Source organism: Corynebacterium incognita, from assembly GCF_014217255.1.
GTDB classification, from domain to species: domain Bacteria; phylum Actinomycetota; class Actinomycetes; order Mycobacteriales; family Mycobacteriaceae; genus Corynebacterium; species Corynebacterium incognitum.
This window is the reverse complement of the sequence record NZ_CP059404.1, coordinates 1,357,608-1,374,625: the sequence shown is the minus strand read 5'-3', so window position 1 is coordinate 1,374,625 and position 17,018 is coordinate 1,357,608. Positions and strand designations below refer to the sequence as shown.

Genomic DNA, 17,018 nt, shown 5'->3' with positions numbered 1-17,018 from the left:
GTTTTTATGTGATGAACAACAGTCCCCAAAGCAGGCCGAGAACCCCCGGCGCGAGGTACAGCGTGAACAGCGCCACGGCTATCGCTGCGGAGCCCGCGGCGAGCCACCACCACGTGGTCGCGCCGTGAAGCGGTACGCGGACGCCCGCCCCGATGGCGCGGGCGTCGCGCTGGCGGTAGTCCCGCACACACGCGTGCAGGCCGTGCGCGAAGGCGCCGACGCTGCTCACGGCGGCCAAGAACCCGGCCGTCACGACTGGCCAGTAATCCTCCCAACTTCCCTCCGCAACCCCGCGAGCGACCTCCACGTCGCCGGGGAGGAGGTTAACTGTCCCCAGCCCCCACGCAAAGATGGCAGCTAACATCGCGGCGAAACCGACGAACACGGCCGCGATAATCAAGTGCGTTGTGACTAACAGAACCTCCCCCCCGTTCACAACACCCCAATAATCATTGATTGCTAATAGATTGGTTCATAAAGGTTAACACCGCAGACAGGCGCAGTAAATAATGCGCCCAATATTTCTCATAGAAAACTGGTGAACTTTCGCCGGGCACGATGAACAGTTACGGCAATTCGAAGTCCACTGCCCCCAAGCCTACTCTTTACTAGCCATAAGGATTGCGGTTATACATTTCGAGAATTGGCCACCGCCACGGCCACGTTAGGCGCCCAGCTACTACACATAAAGGCATTAAAAGTCGGCAAATCGATTGCAGTTACCTGAATACCTATTTACAGTTAGGTGTATTGGATGAGGTTCATGCCATATTCTTGCTTCAGTCATCTTTACCCCGTTGATTTGGACACCTGATTTCGCTAGTGAGGCTGTCTACCCAGTCGCATTGGTTTCCGAAGTACCCCTACCCCGAAAGCATTCAAACTCAATGAGCATCGATCAATCGATTTACGCCCTTGCTTCCAAAGTTAAAGAGCTTAAGCCAATCATCGAAACAGAGGAGGCAACCAAAACTGCCTTCATCATTCCCTTCATAAGCTCCGTACTTGGTTACGACGTCACCGATCCCCGAGAAGTAATCCCTGAATACACGGCAGACGTTGGAGTAAAAAAGGGCGAAAAGGTCGACTTTGCGATCAAATCTGGCGATGATTTTCGCTTTTTGATTGAGTGTAAGAAAATTGGTGAGCCGCTAAAGCTCGACCATGCAAACCAACTAATTCGCTACTTCAATGTCACCGACACCGAGTTTGCCATCCTCACAAATGGCGAAGTTTACGAATTCTATGCCCAACTTGATGCAGCCAATCGAATGGATGAAAAACCATTCATGACCATCGACTTAGCAAATATCGATGCTCGTGTCTTTCCACACCTTGAGATGTGCACGAAGTCGCAATTCGACTCCGAAACAATCGCGGCAAGCGCGGAACAGCTGAAGTATGTTTCTGAAATACGAAAAGTACTCGCTGCCCAATTCAAAGAACCCGATTCTGATTGGGTAAAGCTGATCGCGTCTCGAGTCACCTCGCGACGCATGACCGCACAAAACCTCGATGTATTTTCAAAACTCGTTGAAACTGCGCAGTCCCAATTCCTAAAAGACGAAGTTAATCGACGTCTAAGGTCCGCACAAGACTTCGATGAAATTCAACCTGCTGACAAAATTCAACCCGAGGATGAAACTTCTCCCACAGCTCCCGTCGATGACAACGGCATCGTAACTACAGATGAGGAACTTGCTGCTTTCACCATCATCAAAGCTATTTGTTGCGCAGAAGTTCCAATAGCTGACGTGACACTCAGAGATGCTAAAAGCTACTGTGCAATTCTCTACCAGGACAACAACCGCAAGCCAATTGCTCGACTATACTTTGACCGCCAAACCCCGCGCATCGGTATTTTCGATGGCGAGAAACAGGAGCAGCTGTTCGATCTCGACGCGATTGAAGATATTTACCAGCACGCCTCGTTACTTCGCGAGCGCTGTGTGGCTCTTCGGTCAAGCTAAAGGTAGCGTTGCACCGCAAACGCCGAAACCCCGCAATTGCGGGGTTTTCGTGCGTCTAGGGCCAAATTCGGGTTAAGTAGCAAAAAGTGTGGGCTATGCGACAAAAAGTGTGTCTCTCGGCGTGTCGTCGGTAGACACACCTTTTGTCGCATAGGCCCTACTTAACCCCTGATTCGCCCGCACATAAAAAGCCCACAAACCCCCGGACCATTCGGCTTTCAGCCGTGTGACCCGGGGGTTTAAACTGTGCGCCCGAAGGGATTCGAACCCCTAACCTTCTGATCCGTAGTCAGATGCTCTATCCGTTGAGCTACGGGCGCAGTGTCGCTGGCGTTTCGCTTTCACGCTTCGCTGTGCAACGAAGAATTACTATACCCAGTACCGTGCAATGTTCCAAAACGGCAGGTAAATTAGTGTTTTTGCCCGCCGTTTACCTTATGCTTTGAGCGGGCGTTTCCACACGGTCGCGCGAGCGCTAGAGCACGATGCCGAACACCGGCACGGCAATGAGGTACGCAGCCGCAGTAATGAGCACCAGTGAGATGACGTTGAGCCAGACACCGCCGCGCAACATCTCGTTGATCTTCACGTAGCCCGAACCATAAGCAATAGCGTTCGGCGGGGTGGCCACCGGCATCATGAACGCGCACGTTGCGGCCAGCGCCACCGGAATGGTGAGCAGAAGGACGTTCTGCGGGCCGCCGTCGGCAAGCCCAATACCCACCGCGACGCCGCCCATGATCGGCAGGAACGTCGCGGCCGTCGCCGTATTAGACGTGAACTCCGTGAGCACCAGCACCAGCGCCGCCACCGCGGCAATGAGGAAGACGAGCGGCAAAGCGTCCAGCCCCTTGGCCATCTCACCGATCCACAGCGACAGTCCGGACTCGCTAAACATCGCAGACAAGGACAGTCCGCCGCCGAACAACAACAGCACGTCCCATGGCAGCTCGTTCGCCGTTTTCCAGTCCAGCAACCGCACGCCGGTCCGGGCGTCGGCAGGCAACAGGAACATCAGCACACCTGCGGCGATACCCACGATGGCATCGTCGTAGTTGGATTCCACGCCGGTGGCGTCCAGGATGAGCGGAATCGCCACCCAGCACACGGCCGCGGTCACGAAGATGATGGTCACCATGACCTGCGGAGCAGTCCACTTGCCCATCGCCCTGATCTCGTCACGGATCATCTCTCGGCCGCCAGGGATGTGGTCAATCTCCGGCTTGAACACATTGATGAGCACCAGCCACGCGATGACAGTGAAGATCACGGCAATCGGCAGGCCCACCAGCATCCACTGGCCGAAGCCAATATTGAGCCCGTGGGCGTCCGCCATGTAGGCGGCCAACAGAGTATTCGGTGGTGTACCGATGAGCGTGCCCAACGAGCCTATCGACGCCGAGTAAGCAATCGCCAGCATCAGCGCGGTGGCAAAGTTCTTCTGCTTCTTCATGCCACCAACGGTCTCAGCGGTCAGCTTCAGAACCGACATACCGATGGGCAGCATGACCACCGCGGTGGCGGTGTTGGACACCCACATGGACAAAATGCCGGTGGCAATCATGAAGCCCAGAATGAGGCGCTTCGGGCTCGTACCGACGACCGCGACCACCATCAGCGCAAAGCGACGGTGCACGTTCCACCGCTGCAGGCCCAACGCAATGAGGAAGCCGCCCATGAACAGGAAGATGGTGGGCGAAGCATAAGGTGACGCCACCTCCTTCAGTGGCGCGACGTTCATCAGCGGGAAGAGCACCAAGGGCAGCAGTGCGGTGGCGGCCAGCGGAATAGCCTCGGTCATCCACCACGCGCCCATGAGAATCGTGATCGCCGCGGTGACGCGCAGAGCCTGATTGGAATACTCAGCCCCCTCCTCCGCGCCGGAGGAATTCAGCACGGTGTCCGCGGCGTTGCCCGGGAACAGAAAGTACACGGCCAAGGCAAGCACCAGTCCGCCGATAATGCCGATGATCTGGCGTTTCCATACACCTACATTGGGGGCAGCGGCATCCTCGCCCTCGGCATGGGCGGTGGACTCATGGGTGTTAATATCTGTCACGGTGCGGCACCTTTCCAGGGAGAAACTGGAGTTAGCTAACTCACTACATGTGCAGGAAACCTTACAAGTCACCCTTCACAAACGCCACAATAGCCCCACAAACACCGCGATGTTAACCCTGTATGAGGGTAAAAACCCTAAATTCCCAATACTGCCTTGGCGATGAGGAAGTAAATGATCAGCCCCGTCGCGTCACAGAAGGTGGAAATGAACGGGTTAGAAAATACGGCCGGATCCGCACCGATGGCTTTCGCGATGATCGGCATGAGACCACCCACCGTCGCCGACATCGCGCACACCAACAGCAACGTGATGCCGATGACGATGCCGATGTTCAGCCCATACACCAGTGACGCCAGCGTGAAACCCAAGGTGCCCAGCACCGAACCGAGGAGGAGTCCCACGCGCAGCTCACGCCACAGGACTTGTGCAAGGTCCTCCTTGCGGACGTCGCCAAGCGCGAGCGCACGGGTGACCGTGGTGGCGGCCTGATTGCCAGTGTTGCCGCCCGTGCCCGTGAGCAACGGAATAAACAGGCTCAGCACCACCGCGGAGGCCAGGGTGCCTTCGAAAGCGTCAAGGACCTGGACAGTAAGCAGCGCGGAGACCGCCAACACCAACAGCCAGACGATGCGCGAGCGCACCAACTTCAGCAACGGCGTGGACATATAAGGCTGTTGCAGCGCTTCCGTACCGCCGGCGCGCGCGGAGTCCTCAGAATCCTCTTCCTCCACGATGTCCGTGGCGTCGTCCCAGGTGAGGATACCCACAAGACGCTGCGATTCGTCGACGATCGGGATGGCCAGCAGGTCCAGCGGCAAGAACCAGCGCGCGGTCTCCTCGGCGTCGTCGTGCGCGCGGGCGAAGACGGGCTCGCTCATCAGATCCTCGACCAGGCGGTTGCCGCGGGCCATGAACAGCTCGCGGAAACCCACGACGCCCACGAGGCGACGATCCTTGCGGATGACGGGGATGGTGTAGATGGTCTCCACCCGATCGGCGTCCTCGCGCAGCCTTGCGATGGCCTCGTCCACCGTCATCTCCCGGTAAATCTCGGGGACCTCCGGCGACATGCGGCGGCCAATGGAACCCTTCGGGTAGCCGAGCACCACGCCCGTGACGTCGCGCTCGGTTTTGTCCAGGCTGCGTAGGAGCCGGTCGGCGATCTCGGCGGGGAGCTCATCCAGCAGGGAGACGCGGTCGTCGGGGTCGAGCTCGTCGAAATAGTCGTAGACGTCCGCGTTGCCGAGCTCGTCGATGATATCGGCCTGATGCGCGGCGTCGAGAGCCTCGAATACCTCGATGGAGCGCTGCCGTTTTAAAAGGCGCAACACCACCGCGCCGCGGATGGAGTTCTGGCGCTCCACCAGCGCGATGACGTCCTGGATAGGCGTGTCATGGAGAAGCTCCTGCATGCGGGGCGCGTTCTTCGGGTCGATATTCCCCTCAACCTTGAGCATCTCTTCCAAGATGCCCACGTTTTCTTCAGTCACATTGCTCATGCGCCACCTCCTGCGTGCCTCATCGCGCCGGCCAGTTACTCGCACGAGTCTAATGTGTTGGGCGCGAAACTGAGTACTTCACACAAAGGGAGGCAAGCGAATCTAGGTCTGCGAGCTGGTGGGTTGCCATGATGCATATACGCAAGAGGGGCTCATCGCGAGGCACCGTAGGGTACCTGATAGGCGTAACCATGAACCCGGCGTCGGCAAGCTCACTCGCTGCGCGCATAACCTGCGCCGTGTTGACGCAGTGAATAGGAATAATGGGACTTGGTGACGCTCCCGCCCCCACTACACCGCGAAACCTCGCCACCCGTTCACGCAATAGAGGCTCCCTTTCGGGAATTAGTCCCAGTGCTGCGATGATGGCAGCAGGAATCGCGGGCGACGGTGCGGTGGAAAACACGTACCCACGAGCCTGATGACGCAAAAACCGCCCCAGCGCCGCCGAGCAACACGCAAATCCCCCTTCCGCGCCGAGGGCTTTGCTAGCCGTACCGATAAGGATGTCAGGAAGTGGATAGCCACTGGTCACCCCGCGCCCCAGCGAGCCAACACCGTGAGCATCATCCACCAATAACCACGCGCCGAATTCCGCAGCCAACGCCCGCAATGCGGGATAATCTACGAGATCTCCGTCCATTGAGAACACACCATCGGTGACGACAAGGGGTTGCTGTCCTGAGGGGCACGCCTCAAGTCGGGCCCGCAGGTCTCCGAGGTCAAGGTGAGCGTAAATTTCCTTTTCTTCTCGACGGACACCATCAATAAGGCTTGCGTGATTCTTTTCATCCGAAAAAACACGCACCGGAGTGCCCGCCTGCTTTGCAAGCTTGGCGAGTGCGCCCACAACAGAAACATTGGCCTGATAACCAGACGGAAACAAGACGGCGTCTTCTGTGCGAAAGTACGCCGCGAGTGCACGTTCAGCTTTTTGATGCAGATCTAAATTTCCCGTTGTAAGCCGCGAGCCGCCTGCGCCAACGCCGTAATTTTCAATGGCGTCTCGCGCCGCACCAATAACCGCCGGGTGGTGGGCGAGCCCTAGGTAGTTGGACGAAGAGAACAATGTCATTTCTTTGCCGTCAACAACCGCTCGAGGACGCTGTGCAGAAGACAAAGTTCGGGGCGCTCTTTCTAACTCGCGCGCGGCCCAGTCTTCCATCGCGTCGTGCGCTAAGTTATCGACGCTATGCATGAGGAACCTCGACGAGCACGGGGGCATTTTCCAGCCACTCAATGGTCGCAGCTACCTCGGCATCTGGACCGCTGTAAAGGAACACTCGCGTCCCCACCGTGCTGCCAACTTCCTTAATATGGGGCACGATGCAGTATTCATGAGAAGTTGTGACGTAGCCAGTGGTGTAGTCAGGATCGTCCGACATACAGATTTCCCCCACAATATTCGGGTGCGCTACCACTTTGCTCGCCAAAACCAGCGCCTCAGCTCGGTGGTTTTTCACTGACTTCGTAGTGTGCGAAACAGCATCCACGACGCTTACGCGCACTCCCCGAGCGCGATCAGGCTCTAGACGACGCCCAGTCCGGGCACAGACCAACATCGCGCCACGTAGCCCCGAAACGGTGCGGAACCACGAGATAACCTGCGCGCGGAGATTCGCGTCAAGAGCAGTGATCTGCGATAGGTGTTGATCAATGAACGCGTCGGCAGCTTCTGGGTGATTGTTGTCGTGCTGCGAAATCCGCAAGGCGGGGATACGGCGGATGGCGTCTTCCGCGATGGGCTCAATGCACAGGTGGACGTCATCGGGCTCACCTTTGGGGTGATTCAAGGCTCGTTCGATGAGCGGGCGCACTGCGTCGTCAATGTTGTCACGAGACACCAGGCGTTCTGCCCCGGAGATGTGTAGCCCCCGCTGACTCGCCCTCATCCTAATGCTAAAAGTCCGGCTCATACCCCAACTTTAACACTGTTCAATTGAGTTCAAATCAGTTTCCTTCGTGCAATCCGATTGGTAGATGAACGCACATCCGGTTGCTAGAATTACACAAATTCAACCCAGCCACCGCAGCCCTGGCGCTGAGTCCGCTCAGCAACAACGATTCCCCCAACGGGCTGCTGCTCCTCGACGAATGGCAGCACGAACCACAATTGTGGAACCTCGTTCGTCGTTGGCCGTTTTTCGCGCGAGATACCTCGGCTCGGGGAACTTTCTGGTCGTTCCCGAGCCCACCACCCTGCCGCTGCGCCGCTCAACGCAAAAGCCTGCCAGCCGACAAGGCTGACAGGCAGGTGGCGGAGACGAGAGGATTTGAACCTCCGGACCTGCGCAAGCAAGTCAACTCCTTAGCAGGGAGCCCCATTCGGCCGCTCTGGCACGTCTCCAGTGTCCAGCGCTACTGGACTACGGGGCGATTTTACCCGCTGGTAAAAACAATTCCAAACTGCCCCCTCAGCAGAGCAGGCTTTTCCTATACTTCACAGTATGATTCGCGCAGATTTAGCCCAACTGAAGGCATACGTCCCCGGAAAGAAGCTCGAAAACGCCATCAAGCTCTCCTCCAACGAGAACTTTAACGGCCCGCTGCCTGCTGCCGTCGAGGCGATGACCGAGGCCGCCGGCCAGGTCAACCGCTACCCCGACGCCGCCATGGTGGAGCTGCGCGAGGCGCTGGCCGCGCACCTCGGGCTGTCCTTTGAGCAGATCACCGTCGGCGCGGGCTCGTCCGCGCTGTGCCAGCAGCTCGTGCAGATCACCTGCCTCGAGCGCACCGACGAGGTCATCTTCCCCTGGCCGAGCTTCGAGGCCTACCCGCTGTTCGTGCACGTGGTCGGCGGCACCAACCGCATGATCCCGCTCACCGCGGATTACCGCCTAGATCTGGATGCCATGGCGGAGGCCATCAATGACAACACGCGCCTGATTTTCGTGTGCAACCCGAACAACCCGACCAGCACCACCATCACCCAGGCCGAGTTTGACGAGTTCATGGCCAAGGTGCCGGACAACGTGCTGGTGGGCCTTGACGAGGCTTATTTCGAGTACAACCTGGCGGGCGACACCCCAATTGCCACCGAGGCCATTGAAAAGTACCCGAACGTGGTGGGCCTGCGCACCTTCTCCAAGGCGTTTGGCTTGGCGGATCTCCGTGTCGGCTATGCGTTCGGCGCGCCGGAGATCATCGAGGCCATGGCTAAGGTCGCGGCCCCGTTCGCCGTGTCTACTATCGCCCAGAAGGGCGCGCTGGCGTCTCTGAAGGCCGTGGACCAGCTGCTTGAGCACGTGGAGGACACCGCCGCACAGCGTGACCGCGCCACCGCAGCGCTGTCCGAATTTGGCGCGCTGAAGTCCCAGTCCAACTTCATTTTCCTGCCCGCGGCGAAGCTCCCGCTCACGCCGCACGAGGTCGCTGCGAAGCTCGCGGATCAGGGCATCGTGGTACGCCCGTCTGATTTCGGCGTCCGCATCTCCATCACCAACCAGGAAGAGACCGACGCCCTGCTCAAGGCGTGGGACGCGGCCGGTTTCTAGCCCCCGGCGAACGGCGGCAGCACGTCCACTCGGCTGACCCCGGCCAGCGACACGTCGGCCGGGTCGGCGGTAGTGGTGGTGCCGTCAATGAGGAACGAGCAGCGCGGGAAGATTTCCGCCAGGCTCATCCCGGCGTCGGTGGTGCCGGTGTGCGCCCCGGCGAGCGCATCCATGAGCTCGGCGAGGGTGGCGGGGGCGTCGACACGCTCGCTGGCTACCCCGGCGGCGGCGCGGGCGGCGGCGAAGTAGTGGATGTCCAACATGCCTTCACTATATTGTCCGATTGATTGACACGGTAATTCCCAGGCAATTTCGGCGAGGTAGACTGATGTGCATTCCGCCCCAACTTAAGGAGCCTTCGCTGATGCGCACCCCCGAGGACCACGTCGCCGCCATCGCCGCCACCCTGGGCGAGCGCCGCACCGAGCTCACCCCGCTTGCCGACGCCCTGGGGCGGACCCTCGCCGAGCCCGTCACGGCGGCGTTCGATTCGCCGCGCTTCGATAACTCGCAGATGGACGGCTACGCCCTCGGCCAGGAGCACCTGGACAACCCCGGTTTTCACCTGACCGGCGCGACGCTGGCCGCGGGCACGGACCCGCAGGACTACTACCCCAACGGCATTAAGGGCACGATCGTGCCAATCATGACCGGCGCGCGACTGCCGGAAGGCACCGTAGCCGTGGTGCCGGTGGAGGCCTGCGACCCGCCGGAGTTCACCGTGGTGGGCGAGACCGTGAGCGTCCCGCCCGCGGACCCGGGCCAGTTCGTCCGCCGCGCGGGCTCGGACATCACCGCCGGCGAGCTACTCTTGGATAAGGGCACGGTGCTCACCCCGGCCGCCATTGGCACGCTGGCCAGCCAGGGCATCGAGGAGGTCACCTGCTTCGCCCCGGCACGGCTGGTGATCTGCACCGGCGGCAAAGAGATCGGCGAGCCCGGCGCCGCGAGCATCCCGGACTCCAACGGGCCCATGCTGCGTGCGCAGGCGCGGGCGTATGGGATGGAGGTCGTGGCGTCGCTACGCACCAACGACGAGCCAGAGGCCCTGCGCAAGGATCTTGAGGACGCCGTGGCGGAGCACGCCCCGGACGCCATCGTGACCTCCGGCGGCATCTCCCATGGCAAGTTCGAGGTGGTGCGCCAAGTGCTGGAGGCTAACGGCTGGTTCGGCCACGTGGATCAACAACCGGGCGGGCCGCAGGGCATCGCCGCGTTCCAAGGCACCCCAGTCATCTGTGTGCCGGGCAACCCGGTGTCCACACTGGTGAGCTTCCGGCTATTTGTCGCGCCGCTGCTGGGCACGGTGCCCACGGGGCCGGAGTCGGCGCAGGTGGACCGCGAGATGGTGGGCCTGGACAACCGGGACCAGTTCTTGCGCGGCACGCTGCGTTATCTGGACGGCCGCGTCACCGCGTCGCCGACCGGTGGCGCGGGCTCGCACCTGTTGGCCCAGGCCGCGGAGGCCACCGCGCTGCTGCGCATCCCGGCCGGGGCACGCCTGGCCGCGGGCGAGGCCATCGACGTGTATCCCCTGTAAGAAAGAAAGGCTACAGCCATGAAGCGCACCGGATTGGTGATCGTGGCGTCCACGCGGGCGTCGGCAGGCATTTATGAGGACCGTTCGGGCCCTATCGCCGTGGAGTTTCTGCAGGGCTTGGGCTTTGACACCCCGGACCCGATTGTGGTGCCGGATGCAGACATTAAGGCCGCGGTGGACGAGGCCTTTGCGCAGGCCCCGCACGTGATCTTGACTTCCGGCGGCACGGGGATCACCGCTGACGATCGCACGGTGGAGGCCGTGACCCCGCACCTGGAGCGGCAGTTGCCGGGCATCGTGCAGGAGTTCTGGCGCGTCGGTGCGGAGAATATCGCGACCGCGGTGGTCTCGCGCGCGGTGGCGGGCGTGACGGACAAGACTTTCGCCATGACGCTGCCCGGTTCCACCGGCGGGGTCAAGGACGGTTGCGCGGTACTCAAGCCGCTGCTGGTTCCGATCATTGACATGCTGGAGGGAGTCCATGAGCACTAAAGAGCACCATTCCTGCGGCTCCGCAGCCACCGATCCTGCTTACGTCGCGGAGCAGACGGGCGTGCTTCTCGACGCCCTGATGACCACCGCACCCCTGGAGTCACTCGTGGATAATGCTCGCGAACAGGTGGTCACCGACGCGATGGGCGCTCTCGTGGTCTTCGACGGCATCGTCCGCGACCACGACGGCGGGGCCCGCGTGCTGGACTTGGACTACACCGCGCACCCGAGTGCGGACGAGGAAATCAAGAAGGTGGCCACCAGCGTGCTGGCCGCGCACCCGAAGGTGCGGCTGTGGTGCGCGCACCGCACGGGGCTGCTGCGTATTGGCGAGTCCGCGTTCGTCGTGATGGCCGCCGCCGCGCACCGCCGTGAGGCCTTCGAGGCGGCCAGCGAGCTGGCGGACCGCGTCAAGGCGGAGGTGCCCATCTGGAAGGAACAAACGCGCGCGGACGGCTCCGCGCAGTGGGTGGGGCTCGAGTGATGGATCCACAGGAAACCTCGCGCTACCGGCGCCAACTCTCCCTCGCCGGCTTTGGCCCGGTGGCGCAGAACAAGCTCAAGGAAGCGCACGTGGCGGTCATCGGCGCGGGTGGGCTGGGTTCCCCGGCGCTGCTGTATCTAGCCGGCGCGGGCGTGGGCACGGTGACCATCATCGACGACGACGTGGTCTCCGTGTCTAACCTGCACCGCCAGGTCATCCACACCACGGACGGCGTGGGCACGGCGAAAGCGGACTCGGCGCGGGCGGCGATGTTGGCGCTCAACCCGCTTATCGACGTCGCCGTGGTGGGAGCCCGGCTGACCGGCGCTAACGCCCGCGACATCCTCGCCGACGCGGACGTGGTGTTGGACGGCTCGGATAACTTTGGCACCCGCTACCTGGCGTCGTGGGCGTGCGCGCACCTCAATATCCCGCACGTGTGGGCGTCCATCCTGGGCTTTGACGCGCAGCTTACCGTCTTCCACGCCGATAATGGCCCCATCTACGAGGACCTCTTCCCCACCCCGCCCCCGGCGGGCAGCGTGCCTAGCTGCTCGCAGGCGGGCGTGCTGGGCCCGGTGGTTGGCGTGGTCGGCTCCGCCATGGCGCTAGAGGCCATGAAGCTGATCACCGACGTGGGCACGCCGCTCATTGGGCGGCTGGCCTACTACTCCGCGCTTGACGGCACGTGGGAGTACATCCCGCTGCAGGCCGCGGCTGGCACGGTGCGGCGCGTGATAGAGGAAGGCCCGATCGCGGCCGCGACGTTTGAGGAACCGGCGGCGACCAGCGTCACCACTCACGACGCGAGTATCCCGGAGGTGACCACCATCCCGGAGGGGGCTCTGGTCATCGACGTGCGCGAGCCCCACGAGCACTACCAGTTCTCCATCCCCGGGGCGCTGCTTTTCCCCCTCGGGCGCATCGTCGACCACGACGAATACCCGCCCGAGATCCCCGAGGCCCTTGCTCAGGGCCGCCCGGTGGTCATGCAGTGTGCGGGCGGGGTGCGCTCGGCGCGCGCCGTCGACAAGCTCGACACCCTCGGCGTCACCGGCACCGTATCCCTGGCCGGCGGCATCGACGCCTGGCTGGACGCCCAAGGGACCTGAGCATTCCTGGCTGGATGCACTCCCCGAGGTGCCCAGAACGCTTTCTTCTCAGGTTCGACCTGGCCAAGCAGTTGTTTGAACTGGTCTTTTCTTCGCGCAAGCGCTTGAGTTATCGAGCTTCGGAGCGGCTCATATAGCCGTAGGTGCTTTGCCAGCGATTCAAGGTCGCTTCACCGATACCTGATTCGGTGAGGATCTGGGCTTGGGTCGAGCCGGCTTCCTTTAGTTTCTTGGCCTTCTCGAGCCTCTCAACGATCTGCGTGGGGTGTGCTTCGAAAATTCTTTATCGGTTGACCATTTTCCCCACTTGCCGACGGGGGCCAATGGCCACCACTCAAGACATGTGGACCGACAATCAAGGATCGATTCGGCGCCTCCACATCCATGGCCTTTACAGGACGATACTTTCGTGTCAATATCCTTCCTGGCGGAATAAGAACATTGAAGAGACGCAATCTTTCCATCAGACTTGGTGACGGGCAGCCTGAAAGCTGCTGTCTTGCTCCTGGCTCTATTGTCCGAAAGGTATCCCTTTATGCGTTTGAAGAAAACTCTAGTATTCCCTCTAGCTGCTTCTACGGCTCTCGTCGCATTCCCTGTTGCGACGGCCGGAGCAGCTCCTGCCGCACAGGAGAAGGAATGCGTCGAGACTTACCAAGTTCCCACAACTTCCGGTGCAGAACGAGAGACTGTTTCGGAAGATGACGTCAAACAAATCAATGAAGATATCGAGTCCGCAGGTGGTTCCCCCTTGCCTGCAGGAACAGTTGAGTACGGGTTCAACGATAATGGTGACGCTGTAGCCATTGACTCTAATGGTCAGGAAACAATCTTGTCTCCAGCAAAGACGATGGATGCTGAGCTTAATTCAGAATCAATCCAGACTAGGGCGGCAGAGGAACAGCAAGATAAGGGAGTTCTTAGCGCAGCTGCCGCAACCATTGCTGGTTGCGCTGGTGGCGTCATTGGTTACGACACCATCCTGTCTATTCTAGAGAAGAGGGTTTCCTATTGGGCCTTAGTAAAGTTCCTCGCTAAGAAAATTGGACCAGGACTTGCGATCAGCTGTATTGCCGGTGCGGGTGGTGGCCTTGCCACCTACATGGGGTGGTAAAACATGCGCTTAGCGGTGACTCTTTGCGGATTTTTAGTGACACTTGGCATATTTCATTTCTCCACTGATATGGCCTGGTTCCCTGCCGTGTTCTTTGCCGGAATCGCTGGGCTTATCGCAGGTGTAGCACTGACAGAATCTGGGCGGCAAGCAGCCCGTCGAATTCTGTATAACCTTCCTCGGGGATGGTCCTAGCTCCAAGGGCCAGAATTAAAATCAAGATGCGATGCAAGCATTCGCATTATGATGAATCGCCCTGGGTTTGTGGAGGGCGGCGTTTAAGCCGCTTGGGCTTCGATCGTATTGAAGTGCCCCGGGTTTTGTTCCTAGGCATGTGCCTTGATTTCCACTAACTCGCGGCCCGGACTACCGGTCAAAAACACGCCCTCAAGCGTAACCGGCGTACGGTCGTCCAGCACCTGGTAAAGACTTTGCGTGTTCTTCCACGAGCCCCACCCACACGTCGCAATCTCAAAGCCAGCCAAGTCAGCCCACGACCGCCTACGAATCGCTTTTCAGAAATTGATGCAGCCCCTGGCATTTAAGGCTGGGAAGGTTTAAGTTCAAAATAGACCAACAGCATCCAACCAATGGATAATACGTATATCACAATCCACGCGTAGCTTGTATCAATCAGCGCGAGTCCAAACAAACAAAGCGCGACTATCGCATCCCTGAATCCCGGAAACTTAATCTTAGGGGGAGAAGTTGTTGTATGGACGTGATTAACCCTTCGCGAAGCGAAGCACAGAACTAACGCTGCAATGAGAAGCACACCAAAAAATAACCAAAAAACCTTTGGGGCAGTATCCGCCAGTCCGGTGCGGTAACTTGCATGCATGCCAAGAGTCATACCGCCTATTGCAAAGGGAACTATACGACGCAGAATTAGTTGTTTATCGGCCATTGTCCTTCCTTTTACTCAATTGCGGACTTCAATGGAGGGAACGCCCATTGTGGGTAGAGTGCCACACCTTTGCCCTGTACCAAGGCTCCAATGATTTTGGCAGCGAGATCAACAAAGAACCCAATGCCGAGTAGCGCAATACCACCGGAAATTGCAGTGCCCACGGGGCCACCCATCATTCCTGAAACAGCGGTGAATGCTGCAGCAAGTGCACAAGGGCCTGCTTCAGCAGCAGTAGCTACTGCTACAAACGCACCGGTGGTGAGTGCCTCGTTAGAAATATAGTAGCGTGGTCCAGCATTCGCGGTCGTCGCCATTCCCTGGACGCCGGTTGAGCTTTCTATAGTGGTAGTTGGCGTATATTTTCCTGCGAGAATATCGCGGAAATCAGACACCTGCTCGTCGTTAAAACTATAATCGCTTTTGAGTTCGGCATCAGTGAGATCTGATTCGAGCTTCTTGCCATTATTGGTTGTACTGAAGCGATCATTGTCTAGCTGCGCAATCTTGCACGCCAGGGCAATATCTTCGTTCTGTGAAGCGTTTGCATCAGGTACCTCCGCACAGTTGGCGGTGTCGTTCTGAACTGGTGTTGCAGCAGCTACTGCAACACTTGTCGCGGACAACGTTGTTGCTGCCACTAAAGTAGCTGCTAGCTTTTTGATGATTGCCAGGAGTTTCCTTTCAAGGGCACTGAATCTATGGGGAGGATGAGGAAATTTCCTCAAACATAATATAGATCAAATATAGATCCACTAGAACCTCGGCGGGATCGTCAAGAGGCAAAAGTGATACGAAAGTATCGAATTTCAGCTCTCGGGAGCTAGTTCAAAAACCCGGAGCTTGACATACCGCCGCGCCACAGTGCGGACCACCGTTGCTGACCCTGATGCGCCGAACAGGCGTGATCTCCTCTGTCGCAGCTTCACCCCTCCGGTGCCGACATGAAGCGTCCTGGGTTTAGTTCCGCTTCTTTTACTACCCCGTATTGACGGGCTGGGTGAGATGGTACTCGATTTCTACTTCCTGCGGTGTGGCGTAGTCCAATGCTTCGTGAAGGCGCTTGGTGTTCCACCAATGCACCCACCGCAAGGTCGCCAACTCAACTTCCCCCACTGACTGGGCGATGTCCCGAAACATCTGTAGGCGATGTCTCAACTCATCACATGGCGGAGACGGCGGGATTTGAACCCGCGGTGAGTTTCCCCACGCTGGTTTTCAAGACCAGTGCATTCGGCCGCTCTGCCACGTCTCCATCGTGCGCGTGCGCACGGGCTTAGGTTACCGGATGCGTGCGCCCGCACGGAAACCGCACCCCAATGTCTGTGATTCCAATAGGGTGGATCCCATGACTCAGACAGCTGATAACACGCAGACCATGAAGGCCATGAAGGCCATTGTGCAGAAGGACCCCGAGGATCCCGCCTCGCTGGTGCTCGAGGACGTCGCCATGCCGGAACTTGCCGACGGCGAGGTGCTAGTGAAGGTCGCCGCCGCGGGCGTGAACCGGGCGGACCTACTGCAGGCGCGCGGGCACTACCCGCCGCCGGCGGGGGCGTCGGAAATTATCGGCCTGGAGTGCGCGGGCACCATCGCGGACGCGGGCACCACCGGGCGCGAGGTCGGCGAGGAGGTCGGGTGCCTGTTGGCCGGCGGCGGTTATGCGGAGTACGTCGCGGTGCCGGAGGGCCAACTGCTACCCATCCCGAAGGGTTATTCGCTTGTCGACGCCGCCTCGGTCATCGAGGTCGCCTGCACCGTGTGGTCCAACCTGGTCATGGAGGCCGGGCTGGGCCGCGACCAGACGGTGCTCATCCACGGCGGCGGCGGAGGCATCGGCACCTTTGCCATCCAGGTGGCCAAGTCCTTAGGAGCCAAGGTGGCGGTCACGGCGGGCAGCGCGGAGAAGCTGGAGACCTGCATGCGTTACGGCGCGGACGTGCTCATCAACTACAAGGAGCAGGACTTCGCCGAGGAGCTCAAGGGCCAGTGCGACGTCATCTTGGACATCATCGGCGCGAAGTACCTGAAGCAGAACATGAAGTCGCTGAAGAAGGATGGCCACATGGTCATCATCGGCATGCAGGGCGGCACCAAGGCAGAGATCAACCTCGGCGCGCTGGTGGCCAATCGCCTGACCCTCCAGGGCACCACGCTGCGCGCGCGGGATACCGAGGCCAAGGCGGCGATTGTGGCCGAGACCGTGAAGAACGTGTGGCCGCTGCTGGAGTCCGGGCGCATCAAGCACCACCGCCACGCCACGTTCCCGCTGGCCGACGCCGCGAAGGCACACGCGGCCCTGGATTCCGGCGACGTCACCGGCACGTTGGTGTTGACGGTCTAG

Annotated in this window: 16 protein-coding genes, 3 tRNA genes and 1 pseudogene; 8 read left to right on the top strand and 12 right to left on the bottom strand. The window is 59.8% G+C overall.

Features of this window, described 5'->3' with window-relative positions; genetic code table 11:
* Positions 1-4: 4 nt before the first annotated feature.
* Positions 5-400, bottom strand: a complete 396-nt coding sequence (locus tag H0194_RS06375) for a hypothetical protein (RefSeq protein ID WP_185175117.1) — start codon at positions 398-400, stop codon at positions 5-7.
* Between the two features lie 487 nt (positions 401-887).
* Between H0194_RS06375 and H0194_RS06370 the strand changes: the two genes are divergently transcribed.
* Positions 888-1,970, top strand: a complete 1,083-nt coding sequence (locus H0194_RS06370) for a type I restriction enzyme HsdR N-terminal domain-containing protein (protein ID WP_185175116.1) — start codon at positions 888-890, stop codon at positions 1,968-1,970.
* Positions 1,971-2,217: 247 nt separating this feature from the next.
* Here the strand turns inward: H0194_RS06370 and H0194_RS06365 are convergent.
* The 6 genes from H0194_RS06365 to H0194_RS06340 form a co-directional block, all read right to left on the bottom strand.
* Positions 2,218-2,290, bottom strand: a tRNA-Arg gene (locus H0194_RS06365).
* 155 nt (positions 2,291-2,445) lie between these two features.
* Entirely contained in the window at positions 2,446-4,029 is a 1,584-nt protein-coding gene (locus H0194_RS06360; protein WP_185175115.1) for an SLC13 family permease, read from the bottom strand.
* 137 nt (positions 4,030-4,166) lie between these two features.
* On the bottom strand, positions 4,167-5,531 hold the full coding sequence (gene mgtE / locus H0194_RS06355) for a magnesium transporter (protein ID WP_185175114.1): 1,365 nt from the start codon (positions 5,529-5,531) through the stop codon (positions 4,167-4,169).
* A gap of 49 nt (positions 5,532-5,580) precedes the next feature.
* Positions 5,581-6,729, bottom strand: coding sequence for an aminotransferase class I/II-fold pyridoxal phosphate-dependent enzyme (locus tag H0194_RS06350; protein WP_185175113.1), 1,149 nt, complete (start codon positions 6,727-6,729; stop codon positions 5,581-5,583).
* The gene (locus H0194_RS06345) at positions 6,722-7,447 is read right to left on the bottom strand and encodes a 6-carboxyhexanoate--CoA ligase (RefSeq protein ID WP_281382514.1); all 726 of its coding nucleotides are present in this window, start codon (positions 7,445-7,447) and stop codon (positions 6,722-6,724) included. The genes H0194_RS06350 and H0194_RS06345 overlap by 8 nt, the downstream gene beginning before the upstream one ends.
* 339 nt (positions 7,448-7,786) lie before the next feature.
* Positions 7,787-7,878 (bottom strand) — tRNA-Ser (locus H0194_RS06340).
* Between the two features lie 100 nt (positions 7,879-7,978).
* Here H0194_RS06340 and hisC point away from each other — a divergent pair.
* Positions 7,979-9,025, top strand: a complete 1,047-nt coding sequence (gene hisC / locus H0194_RS06335) for a histidinol-phosphate transaminase (RefSeq protein WP_185175111.1) — start codon at positions 7,979-7,981, stop codon at positions 9,023-9,025.
* Here the strand turns inward: hisC and H0194_RS06330 are convergent.
* Positions 9,022-9,288, bottom strand: coding sequence for a MoaD/ThiS family protein (locus H0194_RS06330; protein ID WP_185175110.1), 267 nt, complete (start codon positions 9,286-9,288; stop codon positions 9,022-9,024). The two genes, hisC and H0194_RS06330, sit on opposite strands and share 4 nt — an antisense overlap.
* A gap of 101 nt (positions 9,289-9,389) precedes the next feature.
* Between H0194_RS06330 and H0194_RS06325 the strand changes: the two genes are divergently transcribed.
* From H0194_RS06325 to H0194_RS06305, 5 genes are all read left to right on the top strand, one after another.
* Positions 9,390-10,565 (top strand): molybdopterin molybdotransferase MoeA, encoded by a 1,176-nt coding sequence (locus tag H0194_RS06325; RefSeq protein WP_185175109.1) that lies wholly within the window; start codon positions 9,390-9,392, stop codon positions 10,563-10,565.
* Between the two features lie 18 nt (positions 10,566-10,583).
* Positions 10,584-11,057 carry a MogA/MoaB family molybdenum cofactor biosynthesis protein gene (locus H0194_RS06320; RefSeq protein ID WP_185175108.1) on the top strand — a complete coding sequence of 158 codons (474 nt, stop codon included), beginning with the start codon at positions 10,584-10,586 and terminating at the stop codon, positions 11,055-11,057.
* Positions 11,047-11,541: a molybdenum cofactor biosynthesis protein MoaE gene (locus tag H0194_RS06315; RefSeq protein ID WP_185175107.1), complete on the top strand. Its 495-nt coding sequence runs from the start codon at positions 11,047-11,049 to the stop codon at positions 11,539-11,541. The genes H0194_RS06320 and H0194_RS06315 overlap by 11 nt, the downstream gene beginning before the upstream one ends.
* Positions 11,541-12,653, top strand: coding sequence for a ThiF family adenylyltransferase (locus H0194_RS06310; protein WP_185175106.1), 1,113 nt, complete (start codon positions 11,541-11,543; stop codon positions 12,651-12,653). The genes H0194_RS06315 and H0194_RS06310 overlap by 1 nt, the downstream gene beginning before the upstream one ends.
* Positions 12,654-13,188: 535 nt before the next feature.
* The gene (locus H0194_RS06305; RefSeq protein ID WP_185175105.1) at positions 13,189-13,767 is read left to right on the top strand and encodes a hypothetical protein; all 579 of its coding nucleotides are present in this window, start codon (positions 13,189-13,191) and stop codon (positions 13,765-13,767) included.
* A gap of 541 nt (positions 13,768-14,308) precedes the next feature.
* On the opposite strand, the gene H0194_RS06300 is transcribed toward H0194_RS06305, so the two are convergent.
* The 4 genes and pseudogenes from H0194_RS06300 to H0194_RS06285 form a co-directional block, all read right to left on the bottom strand.
* The gene (locus H0194_RS06300; RefSeq protein ID WP_185175104.1) at positions 14,309-14,674 is read right to left on the bottom strand and encodes a hypothetical protein; all 366 of its coding nucleotides are present in this window, start codon (positions 14,672-14,674) and stop codon (positions 14,309-14,311) included.
* Positions 14,675-14,685: 11 nt separating this feature from the next.
* Positions 14,686-15,315 (bottom strand): hypothetical protein, encoded by a 630-nt coding sequence (locus H0194_RS06295; protein ID WP_185175103.1) that lies wholly within the window; start codon positions 15,313-15,315, stop codon positions 14,686-14,688.
* Positions 15,316-15,652: 337 nt separating this feature from the next.
* A pseudogene (locus tag H0194_RS06290) lies at positions 15,653-15,793 on the bottom strand (integrase core domain-containing protein); the annotation flags it as partial.
* Between the two features lie 48 nt (positions 15,794-15,841).
* Positions 15,842-15,929: transfer RNA gene (locus tag H0194_RS06285), tRNA-Ser, on the bottom strand.
* 132 nt (positions 15,930-16,061) lie between these two features.
* Between H0194_RS06285 and H0194_RS06280 the strand changes: the two genes are divergently transcribed.
* Positions 16,062-17,018 carry an NAD(P)H-quinone oxidoreductase gene (locus tag H0194_RS06280; protein WP_185176925.1) on the top strand — a complete coding sequence of 319 codons (957 nt, stop codon included), beginning with the start codon at positions 16,062-16,064 and terminating at the stop codon, positions 17,016-17,018.

Bases quoted from the DNA above. Each gene is read 5' to 3' on its own strand.
- H0194_RS06370 (WP_185175116.1), top strand. From the start codon at position 888: ATGAGCATCGATCAATCGATTTACGCCCTTGCTTCCAAAGTTAAAGAG.
- mgtE (WP_185175114.1), bottom strand. From the start codon at position 5,531: ATGAGCAATGTGACTGAAGAAAACGTGGGCATCTTGGAAGAGATGCTC.
- H0194_RS06350 (WP_185175113.1), bottom strand. From the start codon at position 6,729: ATGCATAGCGTCGATAACTTAGCGCACGACGCGATGGAAGACTGGGCC.
- H0194_RS06345 (WP_281382514.1), bottom strand. From the start codon at position 7,447: ATGAGCCGGACTTTTAGCATTAGGATGAGGGCGAGTCAGCGGGGGCTA.
- hisC (WP_185175111.1), top strand. From the start codon at position 7,979: ATGATTCGCGCAGATTTAGCCCAACTGAAGGCATACGTCCCCGGAAAG.
- H0194_RS06330 (WP_185175110.1), bottom strand. From the start codon at position 9,288: ATGTTGGACATCCACTACTTCGCCGCCGCCCGCGCCGCCGCCGGGGTA.
- H0194_RS06325 (WP_185175109.1), top strand. From the start codon at position 9,390: ATGCGCACCCCCGAGGACCACGTCGCCGCCATCGCCGCCACCCTGGGC.
- H0194_RS06320 (WP_185175108.1), top strand. From the start codon at position 10,584: ATGAAGCGCACCGGATTGGTGATCGTGGCGTCCACGCGGGCGTCGGCA.
- H0194_RS06315 (WP_185175107.1), top strand. From the start codon at position 11,047: ATGAGCACTAAAGAGCACCATTCCTGCGGCTCCGCAGCCACCGATCCT.
- H0194_RS06310 (WP_185175106.1), top strand. From the start codon at position 11,541: ATGGATCCACAGGAAACCTCGCGCTACCGGCGCCAACTCTCCCTCGCC.
- H0194_RS06305 (WP_185175105.1), top strand. From the start codon at position 13,189: ATGCGTTTGAAGAAAACTCTAGTATTCCCTCTAGCTGCTTCTACGGCT.
- H0194_RS06300 (WP_185175104.1), bottom strand. From the start codon at position 14,674: ATGGCCGATAAACAACTAATTCTGCGTCGTATAGTTCCCTTTGCAATA.
- H0194_RS06280 (WP_185176925.1), top strand. From the start codon at position 16,062: ATGAAGGCCATTGTGCAGAAGGACCCCGAGGATCCCGCCTCGCTGGTG.